Origin of the sequence: Belnapia moabensis DSM 16746, assembly GCF_000745835.1 — a bacterium.
Taxonomy (GTDB): Bacteria; Pseudomonadota; Alphaproteobacteria; order Acetobacterales; family Acetobacteraceae; genus Belnapia; species Belnapia moabensis.
Genome location: NZ_JQKB01000015.1, coordinates 47,964 through 69,961, shown reverse-complemented (window position 1 = coordinate 69,961; position 21,998 = coordinate 47,964). Strand labels below are relative to the sequence as shown.

Sequence of the window (21,998 nt, the reverse complement as noted above, 5' to 3'; positions counted from 1 at the left end):
CGCCGTCATGCAAACCGGTGCCATCACCAGCTATGTCGATGTCGCGCAGGTCGCGCTCTACGCCTTCTGGCTCTTCTTCGCCGGCCTCATCTGGTACCTCCGTCAGGAGGACAAGCGCGAAGGCTACCCGCTGGAGAGCGACCGCTCGCCCTACGTTACGGTGGAAGGCCTGCCGCCCATCCCGCCCGCGAAGGCGATGAAGCTCTCGCACGGCGGCACCGTCATCCCGCACCGCGAGGAACGCAACCTCGACGGCCTGCTGATCCCGACCGCCCCCTGGCCCGGCGCGCCGATGCAACCGCTTGGCGATCCGATGAAGGACGGCGTCGGCCCCGCCTCCTACGCGCTCCGCGCCGATGTCCCCGACCTCACCTTCGACGAGCAGCTGCCGAAGATCGTCCCGCTCCGCGCCGCCGAAGGCTACTACCTCGCCGCGCAGGACCCCGACCCGCGCGGCTACCAGGTCGTCACCGCCGATGGCCGCATCGCCGGCACTGTGGTCGATTGCTGGGTGGACCGCTCGGAGACCGTGGTGCGCTACCTCGAGGCCGATGCCGAAGGCTCCGCCGGCGCCCGCCGCGTCGTCTTCCCGATGGCGCTCGCCCGCGTCGACGCCAAGCACCGCATCGTCAAGGTCGTCTCCGTCCTCGCCACCCAGTTCGTCGAGGCGCCTATGCTGAAGGACGCCGACACCATCACCATCCGCGAGGAGGACCGCATCAGCGGCTACTTCGCCGGCGGCCACATGTACGCCACGCCGCAGCGCCTTGGCCCACTCATCTGAAGGAGGCAGCCACCGTGCAGGAACATGAGCTGGAGCCGGTCTGGGGCCTGCCCGAGCGCCCCCCCGCCAACGAGGCGATCCTCTGGCAAGGCGCCCCCGACTGGCGCTCCTATGCCCGGCGCGGCCTGCATATGCGCGGCCTCGCCCTCTACTTCGCGCTGCTGCTCGGCGCACGTTTCACCGCCTCGCTGATGGACGGCGCCAGCCCGCTCGTCGCGCTGCGCGACGCCGCCTGGTTCATGCCCTTCGCGGCGGCGGCGCTGGCGCTGGTGCTGCTGCTCGCCGTACTCGTCGCGCGTACCACCGCCTACACCATCACCAGCCGGCGCATCGTCTTCCGCATCGGCATCGCGCTCTCGATGACGGTGAACATCCCCTTCGCCGCTATCGAGGCCGCGTCGCTGCGCCGCCACGCCGATGGCAGCGGCGACCTCACACTGACAATCTCGCCGAAGCAGCGCATTTCCTACATCTTCTTCTGGCCGCATGTGCGCCCGTGGCGCTACGCTCGCCCCGAGCCTGCGCTGCGCGCGATCCCGAATGTGGATGCGGTGGCGCAGACCCTGTCGCGGGCCCTGGCCGCGGCGGCTGCGGTGCCGGTCCGTCCGGTCGCCTCCGCCGCTCCTGCCGGGGCCACAACCGGCCCGCAGACGGCCGCGGCCTGAGGGAGGACGGGATGAGCAGCCATTCCCACGACATGGCGGTGCCACGCGGCCCGCTGATCGGCGCCGGCGCGCTGCTCCTCGCCGTCGTCGTCGCCACCGGCATCGGCCGCATGGCCGGCGCCGGCACCACCGCGCCGCGTGACGACGCGCCGGTGCTCGCCCGCAGCCTCGGCTTCGAGGACCGCGCCGATGGCGGCATCCTGGTGCGCGATGTCGAGGCCGGCCGCGACATCGCCCTGCTGGAGCCAGGCACCAACGGCTTCGTCCGCGGCGCGCTGCGCGCCCTGGTGCGCGACCGCCGCCGCGAGGAGATTACCGGCCGTGCGCCCTTCCGCCTCGCCGCCTGGCCCGACGGCCGGCTGACGCTCGAGGATCCCGCAACCGGCATCAGCATCGGCCTCGAAGCCTTCGGCCCGACCAACATGGAAGCCTTTGCTCGCCTGCTGACCGCGGGGAGGGCCACGCCATGAGCCTCGGCCTCATCTCCCGCCTCACCGGCGGCCGCCGCTTCGAGGTACCCTGCACCGTTGATATCGAGCAGAGCTTCGACAGCCTGCACGCCCATGCCATCCCAGAAGGCGTGCTGCTCCGCCCCGGTGACCGCGTGCTCGTCCACGGCCTGCCCGACCATGTCGCCCCTGGCGCGACGCTGCGCTTCGAGGCCCGTGCCACCGTCATCCGCGCCGGCTGGCTGGAGCGCGCCTGGACCGAAGCTTCCGCCATCCTGGAGCTGACCGAACTCTACCATTGCGGCTTCGAGCCCAAGGAAGCGCCATGAACGCCATCGCCCCCGGTGGAACGCCCACCCCGCGCCGGCCGCTCAACGAGAGCACCCGCGAGGCAACGACCGATACCGTCCTCAGCCCGCGCTTCTACACCACCGATTTCGACGCCATGGACCGCATCGATGTCGGCAGCCTCCGCGCCGAATGGGACGCGCTGATGGCTGAGTTCCACGCCGACCCGAACAAGGGCCATTTCGTCCGCAACGAGTCCTTCGACGAGTTCAGGCTCGACGCCCTGCCGGCACCGCTGCAGAAGGAGCTGGTCGAGTTCCTGGTCAGCTCCGTCACTGCCGAATTCTCCGGCTGCGTCCTCTACGCCGAGATCCGCAAGCGGGTGAAGAATCCCGACATGCGCGACCTCTTCGGCGTGATGAGCCGCGACGAGGCGCGCCATGCCGGCTTCATCAATGACGCGCTGAAGGATATCGGCATCGGCGTCGATCTCGGCTTCCTCACCAAGGCGAAGAAGTACCACTACTTTCAGCCCAAGTTCATCTTCTACGCCACCTACCTCAGCGAGAAGATCGGCTATGCCCGCTACATCACCATCTTCCGCCAGTTCGAGCGCCATCCGGAGCTGCGCTTCCACCCGATCTTCCTGTGGTTCGAGAAGTGGTGCAACGACGAGTTCCGCCACGGCGAGGCTTTCGCCCTGCTGATGCGCGCCAACCCCAAGCTGCTCGAAGGCCGCAACAAGCTCTGGGTGAAGTTCTTCCAGCTCGCCGTCTATGCGACGATGTATGTGCGCGACCACGCCCGGCCGGAGTTCCACAAGGCCCTCGGCATGACGCCCTCCGACTACGACTACCAGGTCTTCGACACCTGCACCGAGATCTGCAAGCAGGTCTTCCCGGTGACGCTCGATACCGACCACCCGGCCATGCGCCGCGGCTTCGACCGCCTCTTCCGCATCACGCAGAGGATGACTGCGGCCAAGGCGCGCGGCGGACTCGTCGGCAGGCTGCAGTGCGCCGGCCTCGGCGCCGCGGCGGCCGCCACCTTCGCCCGCCTCTATCTCCTCCCGGGCAAGCATGCGGCGCTGCCGGCGCAGATCCGCATGGCGCCCGCCTGGTAGGAGCGCCATCGCGTCATGGCCGATTACGGTCTGCCCGCCCTTTATGCTCTGTTCGTCTGGTGGTTCAGCACCGGTGCGATCATCTGGTTGGACGGGCTGCCGACGCGGACCTATCGCTGGAGCATGCTGGGCGCGACGGCCGTGCTGGCCGCCGCCCTCTGGGGTCTCGCCGCCAGCAGCGCGGACGCCTCGCCCATCGGCGCCTATTGCGCCTTCTCCTGCGGCCTGCTCGCCTGGGCCTGGCAGGAGATGGCCTTCCTGATGGGCTTCGCCACCGGCCCACGGCGCCAGCCCTGCCCGGAAGGCTGCACCGGCTGGCCGCGCTTCCGCCTCGCCGTGCTGACGATCCTCCACCATGAGCTGGCGATCATCGCCGGCGCCGTCTCCGTCCTGGCACTGACCTGGGGCCAGCCCAACCAGATCGGCGCCTGGACTTTCCTGCTGCTCTGGGGCATGCGCCAGAGCGCCAAGTTGAACGTCTTCCTCGGCGTGCGGAACCTCAACGAGCAGTTCCTGCCGCCGCACCTCGCCTATCTCGGCAGCTTCTTCGCCCGCAAGCCAATGAACCTGCTTTTCCCGCTCTCCGTCACCGGCGGCACGCTACTCTGCGCCTGGTTCTTCCACCACGCCCTGGCCGGCGGGGCCAGCGACTTCGAAGCCGCCGGCTTCACCTTCCTCGGCGTGCTGACCGCGCTCGCCATCCTCGAACACTGGTTCCTGGTGCTCCCCATCCCGGCGGAAGCGCTCTGGAATTGGAGCATGAAGTCACGCCGCCCGGCCACACCGGCTGTGGCGGAAGCGGAGGCGCCGCGCCTGCATGCGCTGCGCCCCGCCGCCTGAAGCCATAAGCCCTGAAAGGGAGAGGGGACGATGAACTACGAGGCGTTCTTCCGGAAGCAGATCGGCGCCCTCCACCGGGAAGGCCGCTACCGCGTCTTCGCCGACCTCGAGCGCCAAGCCGGCGCCTTCCCCTATGCGACGCACCACCGCCCGCGCGGCCAGCAGCAGGTGACGGTCTGGTGCTCCAACGACTATCTCGGCATGGGCCAGCACCCGAAGGTGCTCGCGGCGATGCACGAGGCGCTGGACAAGTGCGGCGCCGGCGCCGGCGGCACGCGCAACATCGCCGGCACCAACCACTACCACGTCATGCTCGAGCAGGAGCTCGCCGACCTGCACGGCACGGAGGCCGCGCTGCTCTTCAACAGCGGCTACATGTCGAACTGGGCGACGCTCTCGACGCTCGCCTCGCGCATGCCCGGCTGCGTCATCGTCTCCGACGAGCTGAACCACGCCTCGATGATCGAGGGCATCCGCCACAGCCGCGCCGAGCGCCGCGTCTTCGCCCATAACGACCCGGCCGACCTTCGCCGCATCCTCTCCGAGATCGACCCGGAGGCGCCGAAGCTCGTCGCCTTCGAGAGCGTCTACTCGATGGACGGCGACATCGCCCCCATCGCCGAGTTCTGCGACATCGCCGAGGAATACGGCGCCATGACCTATATCGACGAGGTCCATGCCGTCGGCCTCTACGGCCGCCGCGGCGGCGGCGTCACGGAGCGCGACGGCGTTGCCCATCGCCTGACCGTCATCGAAGGAACGTTGGCGAAGGCCTTCGGCGTCGTCGGCGGCTACATCGCCGGCTCCGCCGCGATGTGCGACTTTGTCCGCTCCTATGCCTCGGGCTTCATCTTCACCACCTCCATGCCGCCCGCGGCCGCGGCCGGCGTCATCGCCAGCATCCGCCATCTGAAGGAGAGCAGCGTCGAGCGCGACCTGCTGCATGCGAACGCTTCGCAACTCCGCGCCAAGCTGGACGCCGCTGGCGTGCCGCACATGGAGAACCCGAGCCACATCGTCCCCGTCATGGTGCGTGACCCGGTGATCTGCAAGCAGATCAGCGACCTTCTGCTGGACCACTACGGAATTTATGTCCAGCCGATCAACTACCCCACCGTGCCGCGCGGCACGGAGCGGCTGCGCTTCACCCCCGGTCCGCTGCACAGCGAGGCGGATATCGACCATCTCGTCTCTGCACTTTCCGAGATCTGGTCGCAGTTCAGCCTGCAGCGCGCTGCTTGAGAATCATTCTCATGGAACGAATTCTCTCCTTGCTGCGCTTGGCAAACCTGAATCCGGGCCCAAGCTTCCTGGGCCGGGCCACAGGAGGAGGACAAGCGAGACATGGACAGGACGAGAAAGCCGCAGGCGCGCCGCGAATTCCTGCAGAAGACCGGCCTTCAGATCGCCGGCCTCGCGGCCCTGGCGCCGATCGCCGTCGCCACCGCACGGGCGCAGGACAAGCTCGCACCCGAGATGGTCATGTATCAGAACCAGCCGAAGGACAACCAACGCTGCGACGGCTGCCTACACTTCCAGCCGCCGAATGCCTGCGCCATCGTCAATGGCGAGATCAAGCCCGAGGGCTGGTGCGCCGTCTGGGCGGCCAAGGGCTGAAGCAGACCCGGCGCGGCCCGCTCGCCGCGCCGGCCGGAGACAGACGGCCGTGACCGGGCGGCGCGCATTCCCCTTCTCCGCCATCGTCGGGCAGGAGGAGATGAAGCTGGCGATCCTTATCGCCGCCATCGACCCCGGCATCGGCGGCGTGCTCGTCTTCGGCGACCGCGGCACCGGCAAGTCCACCGCCATCCGCGCCCTCGCCGCCCTGCTGCCCGAGATCCCCGTCATCGAGGGCTGCCCCTATCGCTGCGACCCGGCCGACGAGGCCGCGCTCTGCGCCGAATGCCGCAGCCGCCGCCCGCACCGCACCGCAATGGCGCCCGTCCCGGTGGTGGACCTGCCGCTCGGCGCGACGGAAGACCGCGTGCTCGGCGCCCTCGACATCCAGCGCGCCCTGGCCGAGGGGGTGAAGAGCTTCGAGCCCGGCCTGCTGGCCCGCGCCCATCGCGGCTTCCTCTACATCGACGAGGTGAACCTGCTCGAGGATCACCTCGTGGACCTCCTCCTCGACGTCGCCGCCTCCGGCGAGAATGTGGTGGAGCGCGAGGGCCTCTCCATCCGCCACCCCGCCCGCTTCGTCCTGGTCGGCAGCGGCAACCCGGAGGAGGGCGAGCTCCGCCCGCAGCTCCTCGACCGCTTCGGCCTCTCGGTCGAGGTGACGACGCCGCGCGACCTCCCCAGCCGCATCGAGGTCATCCGCCGCCGCGACGCCTTCGAGCGCGACCCGTCCGGCTTCACCGCCCACTGGTCCGGCGCCGAAGCCGAGCTGCGCCGTCGCATCCTCGCCGCCCGCACCCGCCTGCCCGACATCGCGCTGCCCGATTCCGCGCTGGAACGTGCCGCCCGCCTCTGCCTCGCCCTCGGCACCGACGGCCTCCGCGGCGAACTCACCCTCATCCGCGCCGCCCGGGCGCTCGCCGCCTTCGAGGGCGAGGCCGAGGTGGACGACGCCGCCCTCCGCCGCGTCGCCCCGCCCGCGCTCCGGCATCGCCTCCGCCGCAACCCGCTGGACGAGGCCGTCTCCACGACGAGGGTCGAGCGCGCCATCGCCGAGATCTTCACCCCGTGACCCTAGCCGCCGAGCCCTGGGCCGATGCCACGCGGGCCGCCGCCCTCCTGGCCATCGACCCGGCGGGGCTCGGTGGCGCCTCCCTCCGAGCTCCGCCCGGCCCGGTGCGCGACGCCTGGCTCGCCCTGCTCCGCACGCTTCTGCCGCCTGCCACGCCCTGGCGCCGCCTGCCCCTCGGCATCGCCGATTCCCGCCTGCTCGGCGGCCTCGACCTCGCCGCCACGCTGCAATCCGGCCGCCCCGTCGCCGAGCGCGGCATCCTCGCCGAGGCCGATGGCGGCCTCCTCCTCCTGGCGATGGCCGAGCGCCTGGCCCCTGGCACCGCCGCCCGCCTCGCCGCCGCGCTGGACACCGGCGAGGTCGCCGCCGAGCGCGATGGCCTCACCCTCCGCGCCCCAGCCCGCGTCACGCTCATCGCCCTCGACGAAGGGATCGGGCCCGACGAATCCCCGCCCGCGGCGTTGCTGGACCGCCTGGCCCTCCGCCTCGACCTCACCCCGATCCCGCCCTCCGCCACCAGGGCACTCGCCCCCACCGCCGGCCAGATCATCGCCGCCCGCGCCCTGCTCCCCCGCATCGCCGCCGGCCCGGATGTGCTGGAGGCCCTTTGCGCCACCGCCGCCACCCTCGGCATCGACAGCCTCCGCCCGCCCTTGCTCGCCCTCCGCCTGGCCCGCGCCGCCGCCGCCCTGGCCGGCCGCGAGGCGGTGGCCGAAGAGGATGCGGCGCTGGCCGCCCGCCTCGTCCTCGGTCCCCGCGCCACCCAGGCCCCCGCCGCCCCTGAGCCGGAGGCGCCACCCCCACCCCCACCGCCCGAGACGGCCGAGGACCAGCCCCCCCAGCCCAGCCCCGAGCAATTGGGCGAAATCCTCCTCGCCGCCGCCGAAGCCGCCATCCCCGCCGGCCTGCTGGACCAGCTTCGCCTCGCCCCCGCCCGCACCCGCACGCCCGGCACCTCCGGCACTCGCCGCGCCTCGCCCCTGCGCGGCCGCCCTATCGGCAGCCGCCCCGGCGATCTGCGCGGCGGCACCCGCCTCGCCCTGGTCGATACCCTCCGCGCCGCCGCCCCCTGGCAGCGCCTGCGCGGCGGCGGTAGCCCCCGCCTCCGCATAGCCCGCGAGGACATCCGCATCCGCCGCTTCCAGCAGCGCTCGGAGACGGCAACGCTCTTCCTCGTCGATGCCTCCGGTTCCGCCGCCCTGCACCGCCTGGCCGAGGCCAAGGGCGCGGTCGAGCTGCTGCTCGCCGAATGCTATGTCCGCCGCGACCGCGTCGCGCTCCTGGCCTTCCGCGGCACCGGCGCCGAGCTCCTCCTGCCGCCGACCCATTCCCTCGTCCGCGCCCGCCGCAGCCTCGCGGCCCTGCCCGGCGGCGGCGGCACCCCCATCGCCTCGGCGCTCGACCAGGCCCTGGCCCTCGCGGACGCCATCCAGCGCCGCGGCCAGACCCCGCTGCTGGTCCTGCTGACCGATGGCCGCGCCAACATCGCCCGCGACGGCCGGCCCGGCCGCGAGCGCGCCATGGCCGAGGCGCTGGAGGCCGCCCGCGCCCTCCGCGCTGCCCGCATCGCCGCCCTGCTGGTCGATACCTCGCCCCGCCCGCAGGAAGCCGGCCGCAGCCTCGCCGCCGCCCTGGGCGGCCGCTACATCCCGCTCCCCTATGCCGACGCCGCCGCCATTTCGCGGGCCGTGAGGGCGGCATGAATCCGGCCGATGCCCGTCTCCGTGCCAGGCGGTGCTCCGCCGACCGCCCGGCAAGGCTGACGCCCAGCGCCCCACGCCTCCGAGCCCCACGGCCGGCCACATGACCGCCAACCGCCCCGATTGGGCAACCGATGGCCGTGACTGGCCGAACCGCGCCGCCAGCCGCTTCGTCAAGGCCGCCGGCTTCCGCTGGCATGTCCAGGTGGCAGGGCAGGGGCCCATCCTGCTTCTCGCCCATGGCACCGGCGCCGCCACCCATTCCTGGCGCGGCCTGCTGCCCCTGCTGGCCCGCCGCTTCACCGTCGTCGCCCCCGACCTCCCCGGCCACGGCTTCACCGACACCCCCGCCGGCGCCCGCCTCTCCCTGCCGGTCATGGCCCGTGCCCTCACCGAGCTGACCCGCACCCTCGGCCTGCCCCCCCACCTCGCCGCCGGCCACTCCGCCGGCGCCGCCATCCTCGCCCGCATGACGCTCGACGGCGGCATCGCCCCGCGCGCCGTCATCGGCCTGAACGCCGCGCTGCTGCCCTTCGAGGGCTTCGCCGGCCAGGTCTTCTCTCCCGTCGCCCGCCTGCTGGCCGGGGTGCCCGCCGTCCCCTGGTTCTTCGCCCGCCGCGCCGCCGAGCGCAGCGTCGTCGAGCGCCTGCTGCGCGACACCGGCTCCACGCTCGACCCGTGCGGCGTCGAGCTCTACGCCCGGCTGGTGCGCCGCCCCGCCCATGTCGCCGCCGCCCTCGGCATGATGGCGAACTGGGACCTCCACCCCCTGCTGCGCGACCTCCGCCGCCTGAAGCCGCCGCTGGTCCTGCTGGTCGGTGGCGCCGACCGCACCATCCCCCCCGCTGATGCCCGCCGCCTCGCAGCGATGCTCCCCGCCTTGCGGGTGATCCCGCTTCCCGCCCTCGGCCACTTGGCCCATGAAGAACAGCCGGAGCGCATCGCCACCCTTATCGCCGGCCTCGCGGAGGAACTAGGGCTCGCCACCCTCGCCGAGGCATGATCCTCCCGCCCTCGCACCCCCAGCGCCTCGAGCTGAACGACGAGGTCCATGCCCGCCCGCCCGAGGCTCTGGCCCCGCCGCTCCGCCTCTCCTACCTCGCCCTGCTGACCGACCCAGCCCGCCGCGACGCCTCCTGGGAGGCCGTCTGCGACCTCGCCCGCCGCTCCGCCATTCCGCCGCCGCTGCCCGGCGCCAGCCATTTCAGCGCCGATTTCGGCCCCTTCCGGCTGAAATGGGAGCGCCACACCGAGTTCAGCCGCATCATGGCGATCACCCCCGGCGCCGATGCGGCCGACCCCTTCGCCACCCCCGCCATCGCCGCTCTCCCGCCCGACTGGGTGCAGGCGCTGCCCGGCGAACTGCTCGTCGCAACCCACCTCGCCCTGCTCCCCGCCGGCGGGGCGGACCCCGACACGCTCGCCGCCCGCCTCTTCGCCGGCAACAGCCTGATCGGTGGCACGATGAGCGGCGGCGCCGCCCGGGTCTTCACCGATTTCCGTATCCATGGCGGCTTCAGCCGCATCCTGGTCGAGGATATCCGCACCACGCCACGCCAGGCCGGCCGCCTCATCCAGCGCCTGCTGGAGATCGACACCTACCGCATGCTGGCGCTCCTCGCCCTGCCGCTCGCCCGCGACTTGGGCGCCCCCATCACCGCCAGCGAACGCAAGCTCGCCGAGATCACCGAAGCCCTCGTCACCGCCCGCAGCGCCGACGAGCCGGAGCTGCTGGAGAGCCTCACCCGCCTCGCCGCCGAGACCGAGAGCCGCGAGGCCCGCACTCTCTACCGCTTCAGCGCGGCGGAGGCCTATGACGCCCTCGTCCAGCGCCGCATCGCCGAACTCCGCGAGGGCCGGATGGAGGGCATGCAGACCCTCCAGGAATTCATGGAGCGCCGCCTCGCCCCCGCGATGAACACCTGCCGCGCCATGGCCACCCGGCAGGACGCGCTCTCCCGCCGCGTCGCCCGCGCCACCCAGCTTCTCTCCACGCGCGTCGACCTCACGCGCGAGCAGCAGAACCAGGTGGTGCTCGCCAACATGGACCGCCGCGCCCAGCTCCAGCTCCGCCTGCAGGAGACGGTCGAGGGCCTCTCCGTCGCCGCCATCACCTACTACATCGTCGGCCTGGTGGCCTATGTGGCGAAGGGGCTGAAGGCCGGCGGCCTGCCGCTCGATGTCGACCTCGTCACCGGCATCGCCATCCCCGTCGTGGCGGTGGCTGTCGCCCTGGCCATCCGCCAGTTCCGCCACATGATGACAAAGCGCACGACCTTCCTCACTCCACCAGCGGGAAGGTAGCCGCCAGCGCCCAGGCCAGCGCCAGCGCATGCCCGATCGCCGCCGGCAGCGGCGTCCCCGTCACCCGCCAGCTCCACCGCCCGACCAGCCCATAGACGGCGAGGAAGAGCAGCATCACCGGCACGATGATGATGAGGAAGAACAGCCGCCGCGGATCGAGTGCGACCGCGATGAGCAGCGAGACGAGGAAGGCGAGCTTCGTCGCCGGCGCCGCGAGGCGCGCCGCATGCGGCCCCCGCACCGCCCATTCGTCGGCGAGGAACCAGGGCAGCGTCCCGCACAGCATCACCGGCACCAGCCAGGCCCGCATCCCCACCGGCAGGAAGCTCGCCAGCAGCAGGTCGGTCGCCACGCCGAAGCTGAGCATCGCATAGGCCGCGACGCCCGCGGCCCCAACCGCCACCCGCCCCGGCCGCGCCCCGCTCCACCCCGCGCCCCGCCACCACAGCAGCAGCCCCGTCAGCACCCCATAGAGCGCGCAATGCAGCGCGATGTAGTCGCCGAGCAGCAGCGGCAGGAACCGCCTCGGCACCAGGCGCAGCAGCAGCGGCGTCAGCACCGCCGGCACCAGCACGACCGGCCAGAAGCGCCACCACCCCATCCCGCCGCCCTCGACCTGCGCCACCGCCCGCGGCAGCAGCATCGACAGCGGCCAGCCCAGCGCCAGCAACCCGCCGAAGAGCAGGGCCAGCGCCCCGCCGCGGATATCGAGGAACCCACTCCCCGTCCGCCCGAACACGCCATCGAACCAGCCGAGCGATTCCGCCAGCGCATCCCGGCTGTAGAGGATGCCGATATGCTCGACGCCCGCGGCGAAGGCGTAGCGTCGCGCCGTTCCATCCTCGAAGCGCCCCAGGGTGACACGCTCCGCCCCCGCCCCGGCCAGCCGCCGCGCCGCATCCCGCAGGAATTCCGGCTCCCAGGCCCCGACCAGCAGCAGCAGGTTGCGCGGATGCTCCGCCGTCACCTCCGGCCCGAAGCCCGACAGCGCGACCGTCGCCGTTACATCCGTCCGCCCGAAGGCGAAGCGCACCACGATATCCGCCGCCATCGAATGCCCGAGCAGTGCCAGCCTGCCATCGCCCAGCCCCCGCGCCACCTCCGCCACCCGCCCGAGCGCCGCCATCAGCGCCCCCGCCGCCGCCCGGTCGTCGCTCAACCCGCCCGCCAGCGGCACCGGGTTCCGCCCATGCCCAGGGAAGTCGAAGGTCACCGCCACATACCCACCCCGCGCCAGCGTCACGGCGAAGGCCTGCATCATCTGCTGCGACCCCGCGAAGCCATGCGCCACCACCACCACCGGCCCCGCCGCACCCGAGGCCGGCCGGAACACCCGCGCCGGAATCTCCCCCACCGCCAGCGGCGCCTCCACCACCCCCTCGCGCGCCGCATGCAGCCGCCAGCCGCCGAGCCCGATCGCCGCCAGGGCCAACAGCGCCACGACCATCCCTGCAATTCGTCGCAAGCCGCACTCTCCGCGCTGGTGGTTTCCGTCAAGCCAGGTTTACACTCGCATGCAATGCCCGACTTTACACCCGCCGCGCCGCCCGCCCTCCCAGCCCTGCTGCTGCAGACCCCGCGCCCGCATGCGGTGGTGATCGGCTCCGGCTTCGGCGGCCTGGCCGCCGCCATCCGCCTCGGCGCCCGCGGCTACCGCGTCACGGTGCTCGAACGCCTCGGCGAGCCCGGCGGCCGCGCCCGCGTCCACCGTCAGGACGGCTTCACCTTCGATGCCGGCCCGACCATCGTCACCGCGCCCTTCCTGCTGGAGGAGTTGTGGTCCCTCTGCGGCCGCCGCATGGCCGACGACATCGACCTCCGCGCCCTCGACCCCTTCTACCGCATCCGCTTCGATGACGGCGCCACCTTCACCTATTCCGGCGACCAGGCCGCGATGCGCGCCCAGGTCGCCGCCTTCGACCCCGGTGACCTCGCCGGCTATGAGCGTTTCATGGCGCTCAGCGCCGAGACCTGCCGCATCGGCTTCGAGCAACTCGGCCACACGCCCTTCGGCCACTGGACCGACATGGCGAAGGTCGCCCCCGGCCTTGCGCGCCTGCAAGCCTGGCGCAGCGTCTACCGCACCGCCGCCGCGCATTTCCGCAACGAGCGCCTGCGCACCGTCTTCAGCTTTCACCCGCTGCTGATCGGCGGGAATCCCTTCGCCGCCAGCGGCATCTACGCCCTGATCTCGCATCTCGAGCAGCGCTGGGGTGTCCATTGGGCCATGGGCGGCACCGGCAGCCTGATCCAGGGCCTCGTCCGCCTGATCGAAGGGCAGGGGGGGCGCCTCCGCTGCGGCGCCGATGTCGCCCGCATCGAGACCACTGGCCGCCGCGCGACAGGCGTGACGCTGGCCGACGGCGAGACCATCCCCGCCGATATCGTCGTCTCCAACGCCGATGCCGCCTGGACCTACGGCAAGCTCCTCCCTGGCCTGCCACGCCGCCGCTGGACGGACGCGAAGCTCGCGCGCGCCCGCTACTCGATGAGCCTCTTCGTCTGGTATTTCGGCACCCGCCGCCGCTACGATTCGATCGGCCACCACACGATCCTGCTCGGCCCGCGCTATCGCGGCCTGCTGCGCGACATCTTCACCCGCAAGCATCTGGCGGAGGATTGCAGCCTCTACCTCCACCGCCCGACCGCAACCGACCCGTCGATGGCGCCCCCCGGCTGCGATGCCTTCTACGTCCTCTCCCCCGTCCCGCATCTCGGCAGCGGCATGAACTGGGCCGAGCAGGCCGAGCCCTACCGCCGCCTGATCGCCCGCCGCCTGCACGAGACGCTGCTCCCCGACTTCAAGCAGGAGATCGTCACCTCCCGCCTGACGACGCCGCAGCATTTCCAGGATGACCTGCTCGCCGTCCACGGCGCCGCCTTCGGCCTGGAGCCGGTGCTGACGCAGAGCGCCTGGTTCCGCCCGCACAACCGGTCGGAGGAGGTGGAGCGCCTCTACCTCGTCGGCGCCGGCACGCATCCCGGCGCCGGCATCCCCGGCGTCATCTCCTCCGCCAAGGTCCTCGACAACGTGGTGCCGCATGCCTCAGCCCTGGCCTAGCTGCTCTCCACGTCACCGCACGGAGGCCACCACCTGATGTGCGCCAGCCCCGTCCTCGCCGCCGCGGACCTCGCCGCCTGCCGCGCCCTGCTGCGCGGCGGGTCGAAAAGCTTCCACGCCGCCGGCAAGCTGCTCCCCGCCCGCATCCACGAACCCGCCGCCGCGCTCTACGCCTTCTGCCGCATCGCCGATGACGCGATCGACGAAGGCGGCGGCCCCGCCGCCCTCGCATCCCTCCATGCGCGCCTCGACGCCGCCTATGCCGACCGCCCGCACCCGCACCCCGCCGACCGCGCGCTGGCCGCCGTCGCCGTCCGCTACGCCATCCCCCGTGCCCTGCCCGCCGCCCTGCTCGACGGCTTCGCCTGGGACCAGTCCGGCCGGCACTACGAGACGCTGGCCGAGCTCGAAGCCTACGCCGCCCGCGTCGCCGGCTCGGTCGGCGCCATGATGGCCCTGCTGATGGAGGAGCGCCGCCCGGAGGTCCTGGCCCGCGCCTGCGACCTCGGCGTCGCCATGCAGCTCACCAACATCGCCCGCGATGTCGGCGAGGATGCGCGGAACGGCCGCCTCTACCTTCCCCGCGCCTGGATGCGCGAGGCCGGCCTGGACCCCGATGCCTGGCTCGCCGCCCCCGCCTTCGACGCGCGCCTAGCCGCCGTGGTGCAGCGCCTGCTCGCCGCCGCCGACGCCCTTTACCGCCGCTCCGAGGGCGGCATCGCCAGCCTGCCGCTCACCTGCCGCCCCGGCATCGGCGCCGCGCGCTTCATCTATGCCGAGATCGGCCGCGCGGTGGAGCGCGCCGGCCACGACAGCGTCAGCCACCGCGCCACCGTCCCCGGCCGCCGCAAGGCCGTGCTCCTCGCCCGCAGCCTCGGCGCCCTGCTGATGCCGCGCCCGGCCGTCGGCGCCCCGCCGCTCGAGGCCACGCGCCACCTCGTCGAGGCCGTCGCCGCCGCCCCGCCGCCGCGCCCGCGCATCCGCGCCCCCGCCCGCTCCTTCGACGAGCGCATCGCCTGGCTCGTCGGTCTCTTCACCCGGCTGCAGCAGCAGGAGCTGCGCCGCAACGGATAGGAGGCTCCCATGCGCAACCTGCCCGGCATCCTCATGCTCGCCGGCGCCGCCTGGCTGGTCTGGTCCGCCATCGGCCGCCGCCGCAGTGCGGAACAGGCCGCTGCCCGCGGCGAGGCGCCGCCCGCCCTGCACCCATCCCTGGAGATGATGGGCGGCATCATGCCGCCGCTGGTCAATCTCGGCCTCGTCATCGCCGGCGGCCAGGTCGCCTTCGCCTTCTGGCTGACGAGCGGCGCCGGGATCTTCGGCCCGCTCGACCTCATCGGCTTCCTCGTCCTGCTCGCGGCCTATTCCTACTGGCTCGGCATGAAGACCCGCCACCGCCTACCGGCCTGACCAGCGCCGCCGCAGGTCCACCAGATGCGCCACCAGCGCGGCGCTCAGCGCGAGCCCTATCCACCCCCACCAGGCCCGCGCCATCGCCGCCCAGAGCGCCAGCATCAGGCAGGCCCCCGGCGCCAGCAGCGCGATGATATCGCCCGGCGGCAAGCCCCGCCCGGTCCGCCGATGCAGCAGAAGCAGCAACACCGCCTCCGCCAGCACGAAGCCGAGCAGCAGCGGCGCCACCAACCCATCCTCGAACAGCCAGCCCATCGCCTTTCCCCCGCATACGGGGGAAGGCTACGCCCTGTTTGATCTCAAAAGACATGCGGCACCGGCTGATGCGCTCGGCCTGGTCGCGCACGTCGCGCATCGACATCCCGCCGATGGGAATGGAGAGCCGTCGCAGCCACGCATGGAGTGACCGGCTCAACTCGATCTCCCGCGAGCCGGTGCGAAGTGCTTCTGACTGCAGATAGAGGCACCGGCAACCATCAAAGATGGATAGGCGTATCTGAAACAGGGCGGCGAATGCGCTACTCCGCTGCAGTACGCGGCAGCTCCGGCACATCGCCCCCAAGCCGCCGCGTCAACACTGCGGCAGCCTCCGCCAAAACCGGGCGCGCGGCAGCGATAGCCTCGGGCATCCACCGGCTGACCGGCGCCGAGAGAGCCAATGCGCCCGCCAGGTCCTCGCCGGGCCCGAACACCGGCATGGCAATCGCCCCGGTATGCGGGTCGGTTGCGCCCATGGTGACGATCGGCAGGTCGAGCGCTGCGACATAGGCGGGTAAAGGCCGCGGCGAGAAGGCCCGCAACACCTGCGCAATGGCGGAATTGTCGAGTGGCAGAGCGTCCCCTACCCGCACATGCATCCGGAGCAGGTGCGGGCTATCCGCGCGGAAAAGGCACAGGCGCTGCTCGCCGCGCCGAACATAGAAGGCCGCCGTCTCGCCGGTGCGAGCGACGAGCTCTTCCAGCACCGGCACCACATGGGCCTCCACGCGGAAGGACTGGGTGTAGATGGTGCCGAGCCGGAGCACCTCGGCATCCAGCCGGTAACCGCCATCCTCCGTCCGCGAGAGATAGCCATGTGCCTCGAGCGAGACGGCGAGGCGCATGATGGTGCTCTTCACCAGGCCGGTGCGCGCGGCGAGTTCCGCCAGGGAGAGGGCACGGTCGCCCTTGCGGAAGGCCGACAGCACGGTCAGCGCGCGATCGGCCGAGGCAACTCCTTCCACCGCAGGGCGGGACTTCGATCCATCGGACATGCCGCGCCTCCAACTCCTCAGCCCGAACTTACCGCGCCGGCCTCGGCGTCTCCAGCCGGGCAAGTAGGATGCTCCCCGTCTCGCTCTCGGTGATGAAGAGCTCACGCCCATCACGGCCGCCGAGGCAGAGATTGGTGGTTGAGGCACCGGCGCAGGAGGTGATGCCGAGCATCGGCTCGGCCCGTGGAGAGAGCCGCCAGACGGTGCCGATGCCGGTATGTGCGACCAGCAGGTTGCCCTCCGGGTCCCAGGCCAGCCCGTCCGGCCCGCCAGGCCCACCATGCAGGTGGCAGAAGACACCGGCCTTGGTGACGGCCCCGTCGCCATGCAGCGGCAGCCGCCAAATCTGGTTCGCGCGGGTCACGGCGACGAGGAGGTGCGAGAGGTCCGGCGCCACGACAATGCCGTTCGGGCTCGGGACGGTGCCGATCAGCAGGTCGAGCCGGCCTTCCGGCCGCAAGCGATAGACGCGCCCGGTCGGGTCGTGCAGCCCGGTCTGCCCCTGATCGGTGAAGAAGATGCTGCCATCGGCGCCGAGGCAGAGGTCGTTCAACCCCTTGAAGCGCTCGCTGCGCGCCGTCTCCAGCACCGGGGTGAGGCTGCCAGTGGCCGGGTCGATGCGGATCAGGCCGCGCTTGTAGTCGGTGACGAGCAACTGGCCGTCCAGCAGCACTTTGAGCCCATTCGGCCAACCATCATACTCGGCCACCTGCTCCCACTCCCCGGCGGCCGAGATGCGGAAGATGCGGCCGAAGGGAATGTCGGTGACGTAGAGCCGCCCCTCGCCATCGAAGCAGGGGCCTTCCAGGAAGCTGTCGATCTCCCGCCCGCCGCGGTTCCAGCGCGCCCAATCGGTCGGGCGCGGGCGGCGGAAGCGGTCGGGCAGGCGGGTGAAGACCTCGGTGCCGAGGCGCGGGGGCGGGGCGAAGAAGGACATGACGGCTACTGCCTCTCGATGCCGGCGCGGCCCGCGACATCCCGCCAGCGCGCGGTCTCCTCACGCAGGAGGGTGGCGAAGGCCTCGGGCGGCATGCCGCCGGGCTCGGAGGCGATGGTGGCCAGGAATTCCCGCATGTCCAATGCCTGCAGTGCGGTCGCCACCTCGACCTGCAGCCGCGTCACTATTGCATCCGGCGTGCGGGCGGGCGCGGCGAGGCCAGACCAGTTCACCATGCCCTCGCCATGCGGGCCGAAATTGGCCAGGCCCGCCTCCTGGAAGGTCGGCACATCGGGGAGGGCGGCGGTGCGGCTCGTCCCGCTCATTGCCAGGGGCCGCAGCAGCCCACCGCGCACATGGCCGAGGGCGGAGCCGAGCGAGATCATCACCATGTCCACCTGCTGCCCGAGCACCGCCGTGACCGCCTCGCCGGCGCCCTTGAACGGCACGTGGAAGAGCTTCACCCCCGCGCTTTGCGAGAAAGCGGCGGTGGCGAAATGCGGGGCGCTGCCGATGCCGCCCGTGCCGTAGGTGATTTCCTCCGGCTTGCGCTTCGCCGCCGCGATCAGGGAGGCCAGGTCGCGCCAGGGCGCATCGCGGTGCACCGCCAGCATGACGGGCGAGAAGGCGCTCACCGTGATCGGGCGGAAGGCGATGGCATGGTCGAAGGGCAGTTTCTGGAACAGGTAGGGTAGCATGGCGTAGGTGTTGTCCATCGCCAGCAGGGTGTAGCCGTCCGGTGCGGAGCGCGCGACCTCGGCGGCCCCGATGGTGCCCGTGGCGCCGGACTTGTTCTCGACCACCACTGGTTTGCCGAGCCTCTCCGCAAGCTTCTGCCCGATGCGCCGGGCGATGGTGTCGACCGCACCGCCGGGCGCCCAGGCGACGACGATCCGCACGGGCCGGGAGGGCCAGGCCTCATCCTGCGCGAAGGCTTGCCGGCCGGCCCCGAGGCCGATGGCGACTGACGCAAGGGTGGCGCTGAAGAGCCGGCGACGCTGGAGCAAGGCGGTTTCCTTCCCTGTTGTGCGATGCAGCCATGGGTGGTAGATTTCGGAATGGTGTTTCGTTATAGGCCGTCCGCTGCGCGGCCTGTCAAGCGAAGCCGCGCCTGGAGGAGTCCAAGCGCCATGTCCCATGCCCATCCCGGCCGCCGCGCCGCCCTCGCCATCGCCGCCGCCTTGGCCCGCCCGGCTTTGCCGCGCCCGGCCCTGGCCCAGCCGGCATGGCCCGCCGGCCGACCGATCGAGATCGTCGTGCCCTTCGCGCCCGGGGGCGGGATGGACGCCATGGCGCGCGCCGTCGCGCCGTTCCTCGCGGCCCATCTTCCGGGGGCGCGCATCATCGTCTCCAACCGGCCCGGCGCCGGCGGCCAGGTTGGCACGGAGGCGGTGGCCAATGCGGCGCCGGATGGCTTCACCCTCGGCGCCTGCGCCACCCCACCGTCATGAGCCAGCCGATCGAGCGACCGGTCCGCTGCCGCCCGGCGGAGCTCACCTGGCTGGCCCAAGTCATCGAGGATCCCTGCGGCCCCTTCGTTCGCATGGACAGCCCGTTGCACGACCTCCCGGGCCTGCTGGCGGCCGCGCGCAAGGAGCCGGGCCATGTCTCCTACGGCACCGCCGGCATCGGCGGCGACGACCACATCGCCGCGTTGCTGCTGGAGGAAAAGGCAGGCATCCGCCTGAACCACATCCCCTTCAACGGCACCTCGCAGCTCCTCGTCCCCCTGCTGGGCGGCCAGCTTGATATCGGCGCCTTCAACCTCAGCGAGGCGCTGCCTCTGCTGCGGGACCGCGCCATCCGGGGCTTGGCCCTCGCCGCGCCGGAGCGGGACGCGGCGGCGCCCAACATCCCGACCTACCGCGAGAGCGGCACCGACCTGGTCTTCTCCGCCGGCCGCGGCCTGTTCGGGCCGCCCAACCTGCCAGAGCCGATCCGCGCTGCGCTCGAGGGCGCCCTGGCCGGCATTTTCGCCGACCCCGTCTGGGCCGAGGCCGCCGCCCGGGCCGGGCTGATCCTGCATCCGCTGGTCGGCACGGCCTACCGGGAAGCGGCGCTCGGGGGCGAGGCGGCACTGCGTGCCCTTTGGGACCGTCGGCCCTGGAAGGACTAAAAATAAATAGAATAGCGTTGCGTTTTTTAATGTTGGCGCCTATCAGGTTGCCAGCAACTCCGGGGAGAGGCCGTCCATGCCCGTTGGTTTCAGGATCCTGCCGCGCGGCCGCAAGGTCGGCACCGATGCGGTCGCCCGCTTCCGCGCCCTCCCCGTCGCCAATGTCAGCGACGTGATGGCCCGCATGACCGCCGGCGGCCCGAGGCTGCGGCCGATGCATGCCGGTGGCGGCCTCGCTGGTCCGGCCCTGACGGTGAGAACCCGACCCGGCGATAACCTGATGATCCACAAGGCCATCGCCCTGGCCGAGCCGGGCGACGTCATCGTGGTCGATGCCGGCGGCGACCTCACCAATGCCCTGATCGGCGAGCTGATGCTGGCCCAGATGGTCCGGCGGTCCTTGGGCGGCATCGTGCTGAACGGCGCCATCCGCGACAGCGCCGCCATCCGCGCCCAGGACTTCCCGGTCTTCGCCGCCGGCGTCACCCATCGCGGCCCCTACAAGGACGGCCCGGGCGAGATCAACGTCCCCATCGCCATCGATGGCATGGTGATCGAGCCGGGCGATCTGATCCTCGGCGACGATGACGGCCTGCTCTGTGTGCCCTTCGCCGCGACCGAGGCCGTGCTCGCCGCCGCCATGCAGAAGGCCGAGGCCGAGGCGAAGCAGATGGCGAATATCGAGGCAGGCACCCATGACGCCTCATGGGCGGACGCCACGCTGCGCCGCCTGAACTGCGAAGGCCTGGCGTGAAGGAGCCGTCCATGACCGCGAAGCCCGCCGTCCTCGTCACCGCCGCCTTCCTCGCGCCCGAGGCCGTCGCCATCCTCCAGGGGGCCGGCTTTGCCGTGCCCTGCGCCACCGCCTACCCCTCCGAGGCGGACCTGCTCGCCGCCATCGCCGAGCACAAGCCGGTCGCCATCCTGCACCGCCAGGGCATCATCAACGCCGCGGTGATCGATGCCGCGGCTCCCGGCCTGCGTGTCATCGCACGTCATGGCGCCGGGATGGACGGCATCGACCTCGCCGCGGCCGAGGCGCGCGGGCTGACGGTGACGCGCGCCGCCGGGGCCAATTCCCGCTCGGTCGCCGAGCACGCCATGGCGCTGATGCTGTCCATGCTGAAGGACTTGCCCGAGATCCAGGCGGGTATGCGCGCCGGCATGTGGGAGAAGACCTCCCGCATGACCCGCGACGTGGACGGCGTCTTGCTCGGCATCGTCGGCCATGGCGCCATCGGCTCCAAGGTCGCGCGGATGGCCGCCGCCTTCGGCATGACGGTAAGCGCGTATGACCCGCTGCTGCCCCCGGGGCCGCTGCCTGGCCCTGCCGAGCGGGTCGAGACCCTGGACGCGTTGCTGGCGCGCGCCGAGGTGCTGTCGCTGCACTGCCCGCTGGATGCCTCGACGCGTGGCATGATCGGCGCGGCGCAGCTGGCGCTGCTGCCGAAAGGCGCCATCCTGGTGCATACCGCGCGCGGCGGCATCGTGGAGGAGGCGGCGCTGCTCGCGGCGCTGGAGAGCGGGCAGCTGGCCTGGGCGGGCATCGACGTGTTCGCCAAGGAGCCGCTGGAGGAGGCGAGCCCGCTGCGGAACCACCCGCGCGTGTTGCCGACGCCGCACCTCGCGGCCAACACGCCGCGCGGCGCGGTCGGCATGTCGACCGGCGCGGCGGAGAGCATCGTCGCGGTGCTTGCCGGGCGCATGCCGGCGCTGGAGGGCGCCATCGTCGTGCCGGGCGGCTTCCGGCTGGCGGCTGCCTGATCCGGTGCCGGCGGCAGCATGATCCCGCACCTGCCGAGCGAGGACGCGCCTGGGAAGGCCTGTGCCGCTTTCCTGGACGCGTTGCGCGCCGCCGGCTTCGAGGGTGACCTCTCGGCCGCGGATGGGGACCGGACGGTGCTCGCCACCGACAACTCGATCTACCGCCTGGTGCCGCAGGCCGTCGCCTTCCTGCGCGGCACGGAGGATCTCGCCCGCATCGGGCGCCTGCTGGCGGAGCCGCGCTTCGCCGAAGTGAGGATCGCGCCCCGCGGCGGCGGCGCCGGCACCAACGGCCAGTCCCTGACGGATGGGCTGGTGGTCGATGTCTCCCGCCATATGAACCGCATCCTCGAGATCAACCCCGCGGAGCGCTGGGTCCGGGTCGAGGCGGGTGTGGTGAAGGACCAGCTCAACGCGGCTCTCGCGCAACCACCGGCGGGATGATCAGCACGGATGCCAGCGGCCAGGGCTCCTGCCTCTACGGCAAGACGCGGGACCATGTGCTGGAGCTGACCACGGTGCTGGTCGACGGCACCGTCTGGCACTCGCACCCACTGCGCGACGACGCGCTGCGCGAGGCGAAGCGGCGGACCGACCGTGTCGGCGCCGTCT

The 21,998-nt window shown here is 72.1% G+C and carries 24 protein-coding genes and 1 pseudogene; 20 read left to right on the top strand and 5 right to left on the bottom strand.

Annotation, left to right across the window (positions count from 1 at the left end; genetic code table 11):
• Positions 1-7: 7 nt before the first annotated feature.
• From puhA to EP26_RS12165, 12 genes are all read left to right on the top strand, one after another.
• Positions 8-784, top strand: a complete 777-nt coding sequence (gene puhA, locus EP26_RS12220) for a photosynthetic reaction center subunit H (protein ID WP_043338845.1) — start codon at positions 8-10, stop codon at positions 782-784.
• Between the two features lie 14 nt (positions 785-798).
• The gene (gene puhB, locus EP26_RS12215) at positions 799-1,449 is read left to right on the top strand and encodes a photosynthetic complex putative assembly protein PuhB (protein ID WP_043338843.1); all 651 of its coding nucleotides are present in this window, start codon (positions 799-801) and stop codon (positions 1,447-1,449) included.
• Positions 1,450-1,460: 11 nt separating this feature from the next.
• Positions 1,461-1,919 carry a photosynthetic complex assembly protein PuhC gene (gene puhC, locus EP26_RS12210; RefSeq protein WP_043338842.1) on the top strand — a complete coding sequence of 153 codons (459 nt, stop codon included), beginning with the start codon at positions 1,461-1,463 and terminating at the stop codon, positions 1,917-1,919.
• Positions 1,916-2,227 carry a hypothetical protein gene (locus EP26_RS12205; protein WP_052389100.1) on the top strand — a complete coding sequence of 104 codons (312 nt, stop codon included), beginning with the start codon at positions 1,916-1,918 and terminating at the stop codon, positions 2,225-2,227. The genes puhC and EP26_RS12205 overlap by 4 nt, the downstream gene beginning before the upstream one ends.
• Positions 2,224-3,309: a magnesium-protoporphyrin IX monomethyl ester (oxidative) cyclase gene (acsF, locus tag EP26_RS12200; protein WP_043338841.1), complete on the top strand. Its 1,086-nt coding sequence runs from the start codon at positions 2,224-2,226 to the stop codon at positions 3,307-3,309. The genes EP26_RS12205 and acsF overlap by 4 nt, the downstream gene beginning before the upstream one ends.
• 15 nt (positions 3,310-3,324) lie before the next feature.
• Positions 3,325-4,149, top strand: coding sequence for a putative photosynthetic complex assembly protein PuhE (gene puhE / locus EP26_RS12195; protein ID WP_052389099.1), 825 nt, complete (start codon positions 3,325-3,327; stop codon positions 4,147-4,149).
• A gap of 30 nt (positions 4,150-4,179) precedes the next feature.
• Complete coding sequence (gene hemA / locus EP26_RS12190) at positions 4,180-5,391, top strand: 5-aminolevulinate synthase (RefSeq protein WP_043338839.1); 1,212 nt, start codon at positions 4,180-4,182, stop codon at positions 5,389-5,391.
• A 102-nt stretch (positions 5,392-5,493) separates the two neighbouring features.
• Complete coding sequence (locus tag EP26_RS36220) at positions 5,494-5,766, top strand: high-potential iron-sulfur protein (protein ID WP_043338837.1); 273 nt, start codon at positions 5,494-5,496, stop codon at positions 5,764-5,766.
• Positions 5,767-5,815: 49 nt separating this feature from the next.
• Positions 5,816-6,838: a magnesium chelatase ATPase subunit I gene (gene bchI, locus EP26_RS12180; protein ID WP_043338836.1), complete on the top strand. Its 1,023-nt coding sequence runs from the start codon at positions 5,816-5,818 to the stop codon at positions 6,836-6,838.
• Entirely contained in the window at positions 6,835-8,541 is a 1,707-nt protein-coding gene (locus EP26_RS12175; RefSeq protein ID WP_043338835.1) for a magnesium chelatase subunit D, read from the top strand. Before bchI ends, EP26_RS12175 begins: the two co-directional genes overlap by 4 nt.
• Before the next feature lie 100 nt (positions 8,542-8,641).
• Positions 8,642-9,541 carry an alpha/beta fold hydrolase BchO gene (gene bchO / locus EP26_RS12170; RefSeq protein ID WP_043338834.1) on the top strand — a complete coding sequence of 300 codons (900 nt, stop codon included), beginning with the start codon at positions 8,642-8,644 and terminating at the stop codon, positions 9,539-9,541.
• A complete protein-coding gene (locus tag EP26_RS12165) occupies positions 9,538-10,842 on the top strand; it encodes a DUF3422 family protein (protein ID WP_043338832.1) in 1,305 nt (434 codons plus the stop codon). Before bchO ends, EP26_RS12165 begins: the two co-directional genes overlap by 4 nt.
• On the opposite strand, the gene EP26_RS12160 is transcribed toward EP26_RS12165, so the two are convergent.
• Positions 10,820-12,307 carry an alpha/beta hydrolase gene (locus tag EP26_RS12160; RefSeq protein ID WP_043338830.1) on the bottom strand — a complete coding sequence of 496 codons (1,488 nt, stop codon included), beginning with the start codon at positions 12,305-12,307 and terminating at the stop codon, positions 10,820-10,822. The two genes, EP26_RS12165 and EP26_RS12160, sit on opposite strands and share 23 nt — an antisense overlap.
• A gap of 54 nt (positions 12,308-12,361) precedes the next feature.
• Here EP26_RS12160 and EP26_RS12155 point away from each other — a divergent pair, with 54 nt between their 5' ends.
• The 3 genes from EP26_RS12155 to EP26_RS12145 are packed head-to-tail and all read left to right on the top strand — an operon-like array spanning position 12,362 to position 15,313.
• Entirely contained in the window at positions 12,362-13,903 is a 1,542-nt protein-coding gene (locus EP26_RS12155) for a phytoene desaturase (RefSeq protein WP_043338829.1), read from the top strand.
• A 36-nt stretch (positions 13,904-13,939) separates the two neighbouring features.
• Positions 13,940-14,977, top strand: coding sequence for a phytoene/squalene synthase family protein (locus EP26_RS12150; RefSeq protein WP_157033507.1), 1,038 nt, complete (start codon positions 13,940-13,942; stop codon positions 14,975-14,977).
• 9 nt (positions 14,978-14,986) lie between these two features.
• On the top strand, positions 14,987-15,313 hold the full coding sequence (locus tag EP26_RS12145; RefSeq protein ID WP_043338827.1) for a hypothetical protein: 327 nt from the start codon (positions 14,987-14,989) through the stop codon (positions 15,311-15,313).
• On the opposite strand, the gene EP26_RS37435 is transcribed toward EP26_RS12145, so the two are convergent.
• The 4 genes from EP26_RS37435 to EP26_RS12125 form a co-directional block, all read right to left on the bottom strand.
• Complete coding sequence (locus EP26_RS37435; RefSeq protein ID WP_043338825.1) at positions 15,302-15,571, bottom strand: hypothetical protein; 270 nt, start codon at positions 15,569-15,571, stop codon at positions 15,302-15,304. The two genes, EP26_RS12145 and EP26_RS37435, sit on opposite strands and share 12 nt — an antisense overlap.
• Positions 15,572-15,834: 263 nt before the next feature.
• Complete coding sequence (locus EP26_RS12135; RefSeq protein ID WP_043338824.1) at positions 15,835-16,569, bottom strand: IclR family transcriptional regulator; 735 nt, start codon at positions 16,567-16,569, stop codon at positions 15,835-15,837.
• Positions 16,570-16,597: 28 nt separating this feature from the next.
• Positions 16,598-17,506, bottom strand: coding sequence for an SMP-30/gluconolactonase/LRE family protein (locus EP26_RS12130; RefSeq protein WP_043338823.1), 909 nt, complete (start codon positions 17,504-17,506; stop codon positions 16,598-16,600).
• A gap of 5 nt (positions 17,507-17,511) precedes the next feature.
• On the bottom strand, positions 17,512-18,513 hold the full coding sequence (locus tag EP26_RS12125) for a Bug family tripartite tricarboxylate transporter substrate binding protein (RefSeq protein WP_245624380.1): 1,002 nt from the start codon (positions 18,511-18,513) through the stop codon (positions 17,512-17,514).
• Between the two features lie 123 nt (positions 18,514-18,636).
• On the opposite strand from EP26_RS12125, the gene EP26_RS38120 reads away from it, so the two are divergent.
• The 5 genes and pseudogenes from EP26_RS38120 to EP26_RS37425 all read left to right on the top strand — a co-directional run.
• The gene (locus tag EP26_RS38120) at positions 18,637-18,957 is read left to right on the top strand and encodes a tripartite tricarboxylate transporter substrate-binding protein (protein ID WP_052389098.1); all 321 of its coding nucleotides are present in this window, start codon (positions 18,637-18,639) and stop codon (positions 18,955-18,957) included.
• The gene (locus tag EP26_RS12120; protein WP_052389097.1) at positions 18,954-19,622 is read left to right on the top strand and encodes a tripartite tricarboxylate transporter substrate binding protein; all 669 of its coding nucleotides are present in this window, start codon (positions 18,954-18,956) and stop codon (positions 19,620-19,622) included. The genes EP26_RS38120 and EP26_RS12120 overlap by 4 nt, the downstream gene beginning before the upstream one ends.
• A 76-nt stretch (positions 19,623-19,698) precedes the next feature.
• On the top strand, positions 19,699-20,376 hold the full coding sequence (locus EP26_RS12115) for an RraA family protein (RefSeq protein WP_043338822.1): 678 nt from the start codon (positions 19,699-19,701) through the stop codon (positions 20,374-20,376).
• An 11-nt stretch (positions 20,377-20,387) separates the two neighbouring features.
• On the top strand, positions 20,388-21,386 hold the full coding sequence (locus tag EP26_RS12110; protein ID WP_052389096.1) for an NAD(P)-dependent oxidoreductase: 999 nt from the start codon (positions 20,388-20,390) through the stop codon (positions 21,384-21,386).
• Between the two features lie 18 nt (positions 21,387-21,404).
• Positions 21,405-21,871, top strand: a pseudogene (locus tag EP26_RS37425) (FAD-binding oxidoreductase); the annotation flags it as partial.
• Positions 21,872-21,998: the final 127 nt, after the last annotated feature.

Bases quoted from the DNA above. Each gene is read 5' to 3' on its own strand.
- puhE (WP_052389099.1), top strand. From the start codon at position 3,325: ATGGCCGATTACGGTCTGCCCGCCCTTTATGCTCTGTTCGTCTGGTGG.
- EP26_RS12155 (WP_043338829.1), top strand. From the start codon at position 12,362: ATGCCCGACTTTACACCCGCCGCGCCGCCCGCCCTCCCAGCCCTGCTG.
- EP26_RS12135 (WP_043338824.1), bottom strand. From the start codon at position 16,569: ATGTCCGATGGATCGAAGTCCCGCCCTGCGGTGGAAGGAGTTGCCTCG.
- EP26_RS12205 (WP_052389100.1), top strand. From the start codon at position 1,916: ATGAGCCTCGGCCTCATCTCCCGCCTCACCGGCGGCCGCCGCTTCGAG.
- EP26_RS12145 (WP_043338827.1), top strand. From the start codon at position 14,987: ATGCGCAACCTGCCCGGCATCCTCATGCTCGCCGGCGCCGCCTGGCTG.
- acsF (WP_043338841.1), top strand. From the start codon at position 2,224: ATGAACGCCATCGCCCCCGGTGGAACGCCCACCCCGCGCCGGCCGCTC.
- EP26_RS36220 (WP_043338837.1), top strand. From the start codon at position 5,494: ATGGACAGGACGAGAAAGCCGCAGGCGCGCCGCGAATTCCTGCAGAAG.
- puhC (WP_043338842.1), top strand. From the start codon at position 1,461: ATGAGCAGCCATTCCCACGACATGGCGGTGCCACGCGGCCCGCTGATC.
- EP26_RS37435 (WP_043338825.1), bottom strand. From the start codon at position 15,571: ATGGGCTGGCTGTTCGAGGATGGGTTGGTGGCGCCGCTGCTGCTCGGC.
- bchO (WP_043338834.1), top strand. From the start codon at position 8,642: ATGACCGCCAACCGCCCCGATTGGGCAACCGATGGCCGTGACTGGCCG.
- EP26_RS12130 (WP_043338823.1), bottom strand. From the start codon at position 17,506: ATGTCCTTCTTCGCCCCGCCCCCGCGCCTCGGCACCGAGGTCTTCACC.
- EP26_RS12120 (WP_052389097.1), top strand. From the start codon at position 18,954: ATGAGCCAGCCGATCGAGCGACCGGTCCGCTGCCGCCCGGCGGAGCTC.
- EP26_RS12115 (WP_043338822.1), top strand. From the start codon at position 19,699: ATGCCCGTTGGTTTCAGGATCCTGCCGCGCGGCCGCAAGGTCGGCACC.
- puhA (WP_043338845.1), top strand. From the start codon at position 8: ATGCAAACCGGTGCCATCACCAGCTATGTCGATGTCGCGCAGGTCGCG.
- EP26_RS38120 (WP_052389098.1), top strand. From the start codon at position 18,637: ATGTCCCATGCCCATCCCGGCCGCCGCGCCGCCCTCGCCATCGCCGCC.
- EP26_RS12150 (WP_157033507.1), top strand. From the start codon at position 13,940: ATGTGCGCCAGCCCCGTCCTCGCCGCCGCGGACCTCGCCGCCTGCCGC.
- EP26_RS12165 (WP_043338832.1), top strand. From the start codon at position 9,538: ATGATCCTCCCGCCCTCGCACCCCCAGCGCCTCGAGCTGAACGACGAG.
- hemA (WP_043338839.1), top strand. From the start codon at position 4,180: ATGAACTACGAGGCGTTCTTCCGGAAGCAGATCGGCGCCCTCCACCGG.
- EP26_RS12110 (WP_052389096.1), top strand. From the start codon at position 20,388: ATGACCGCGAAGCCCGCCGTCCTCGTCACCGCCGCCTTCCTCGCGCCC.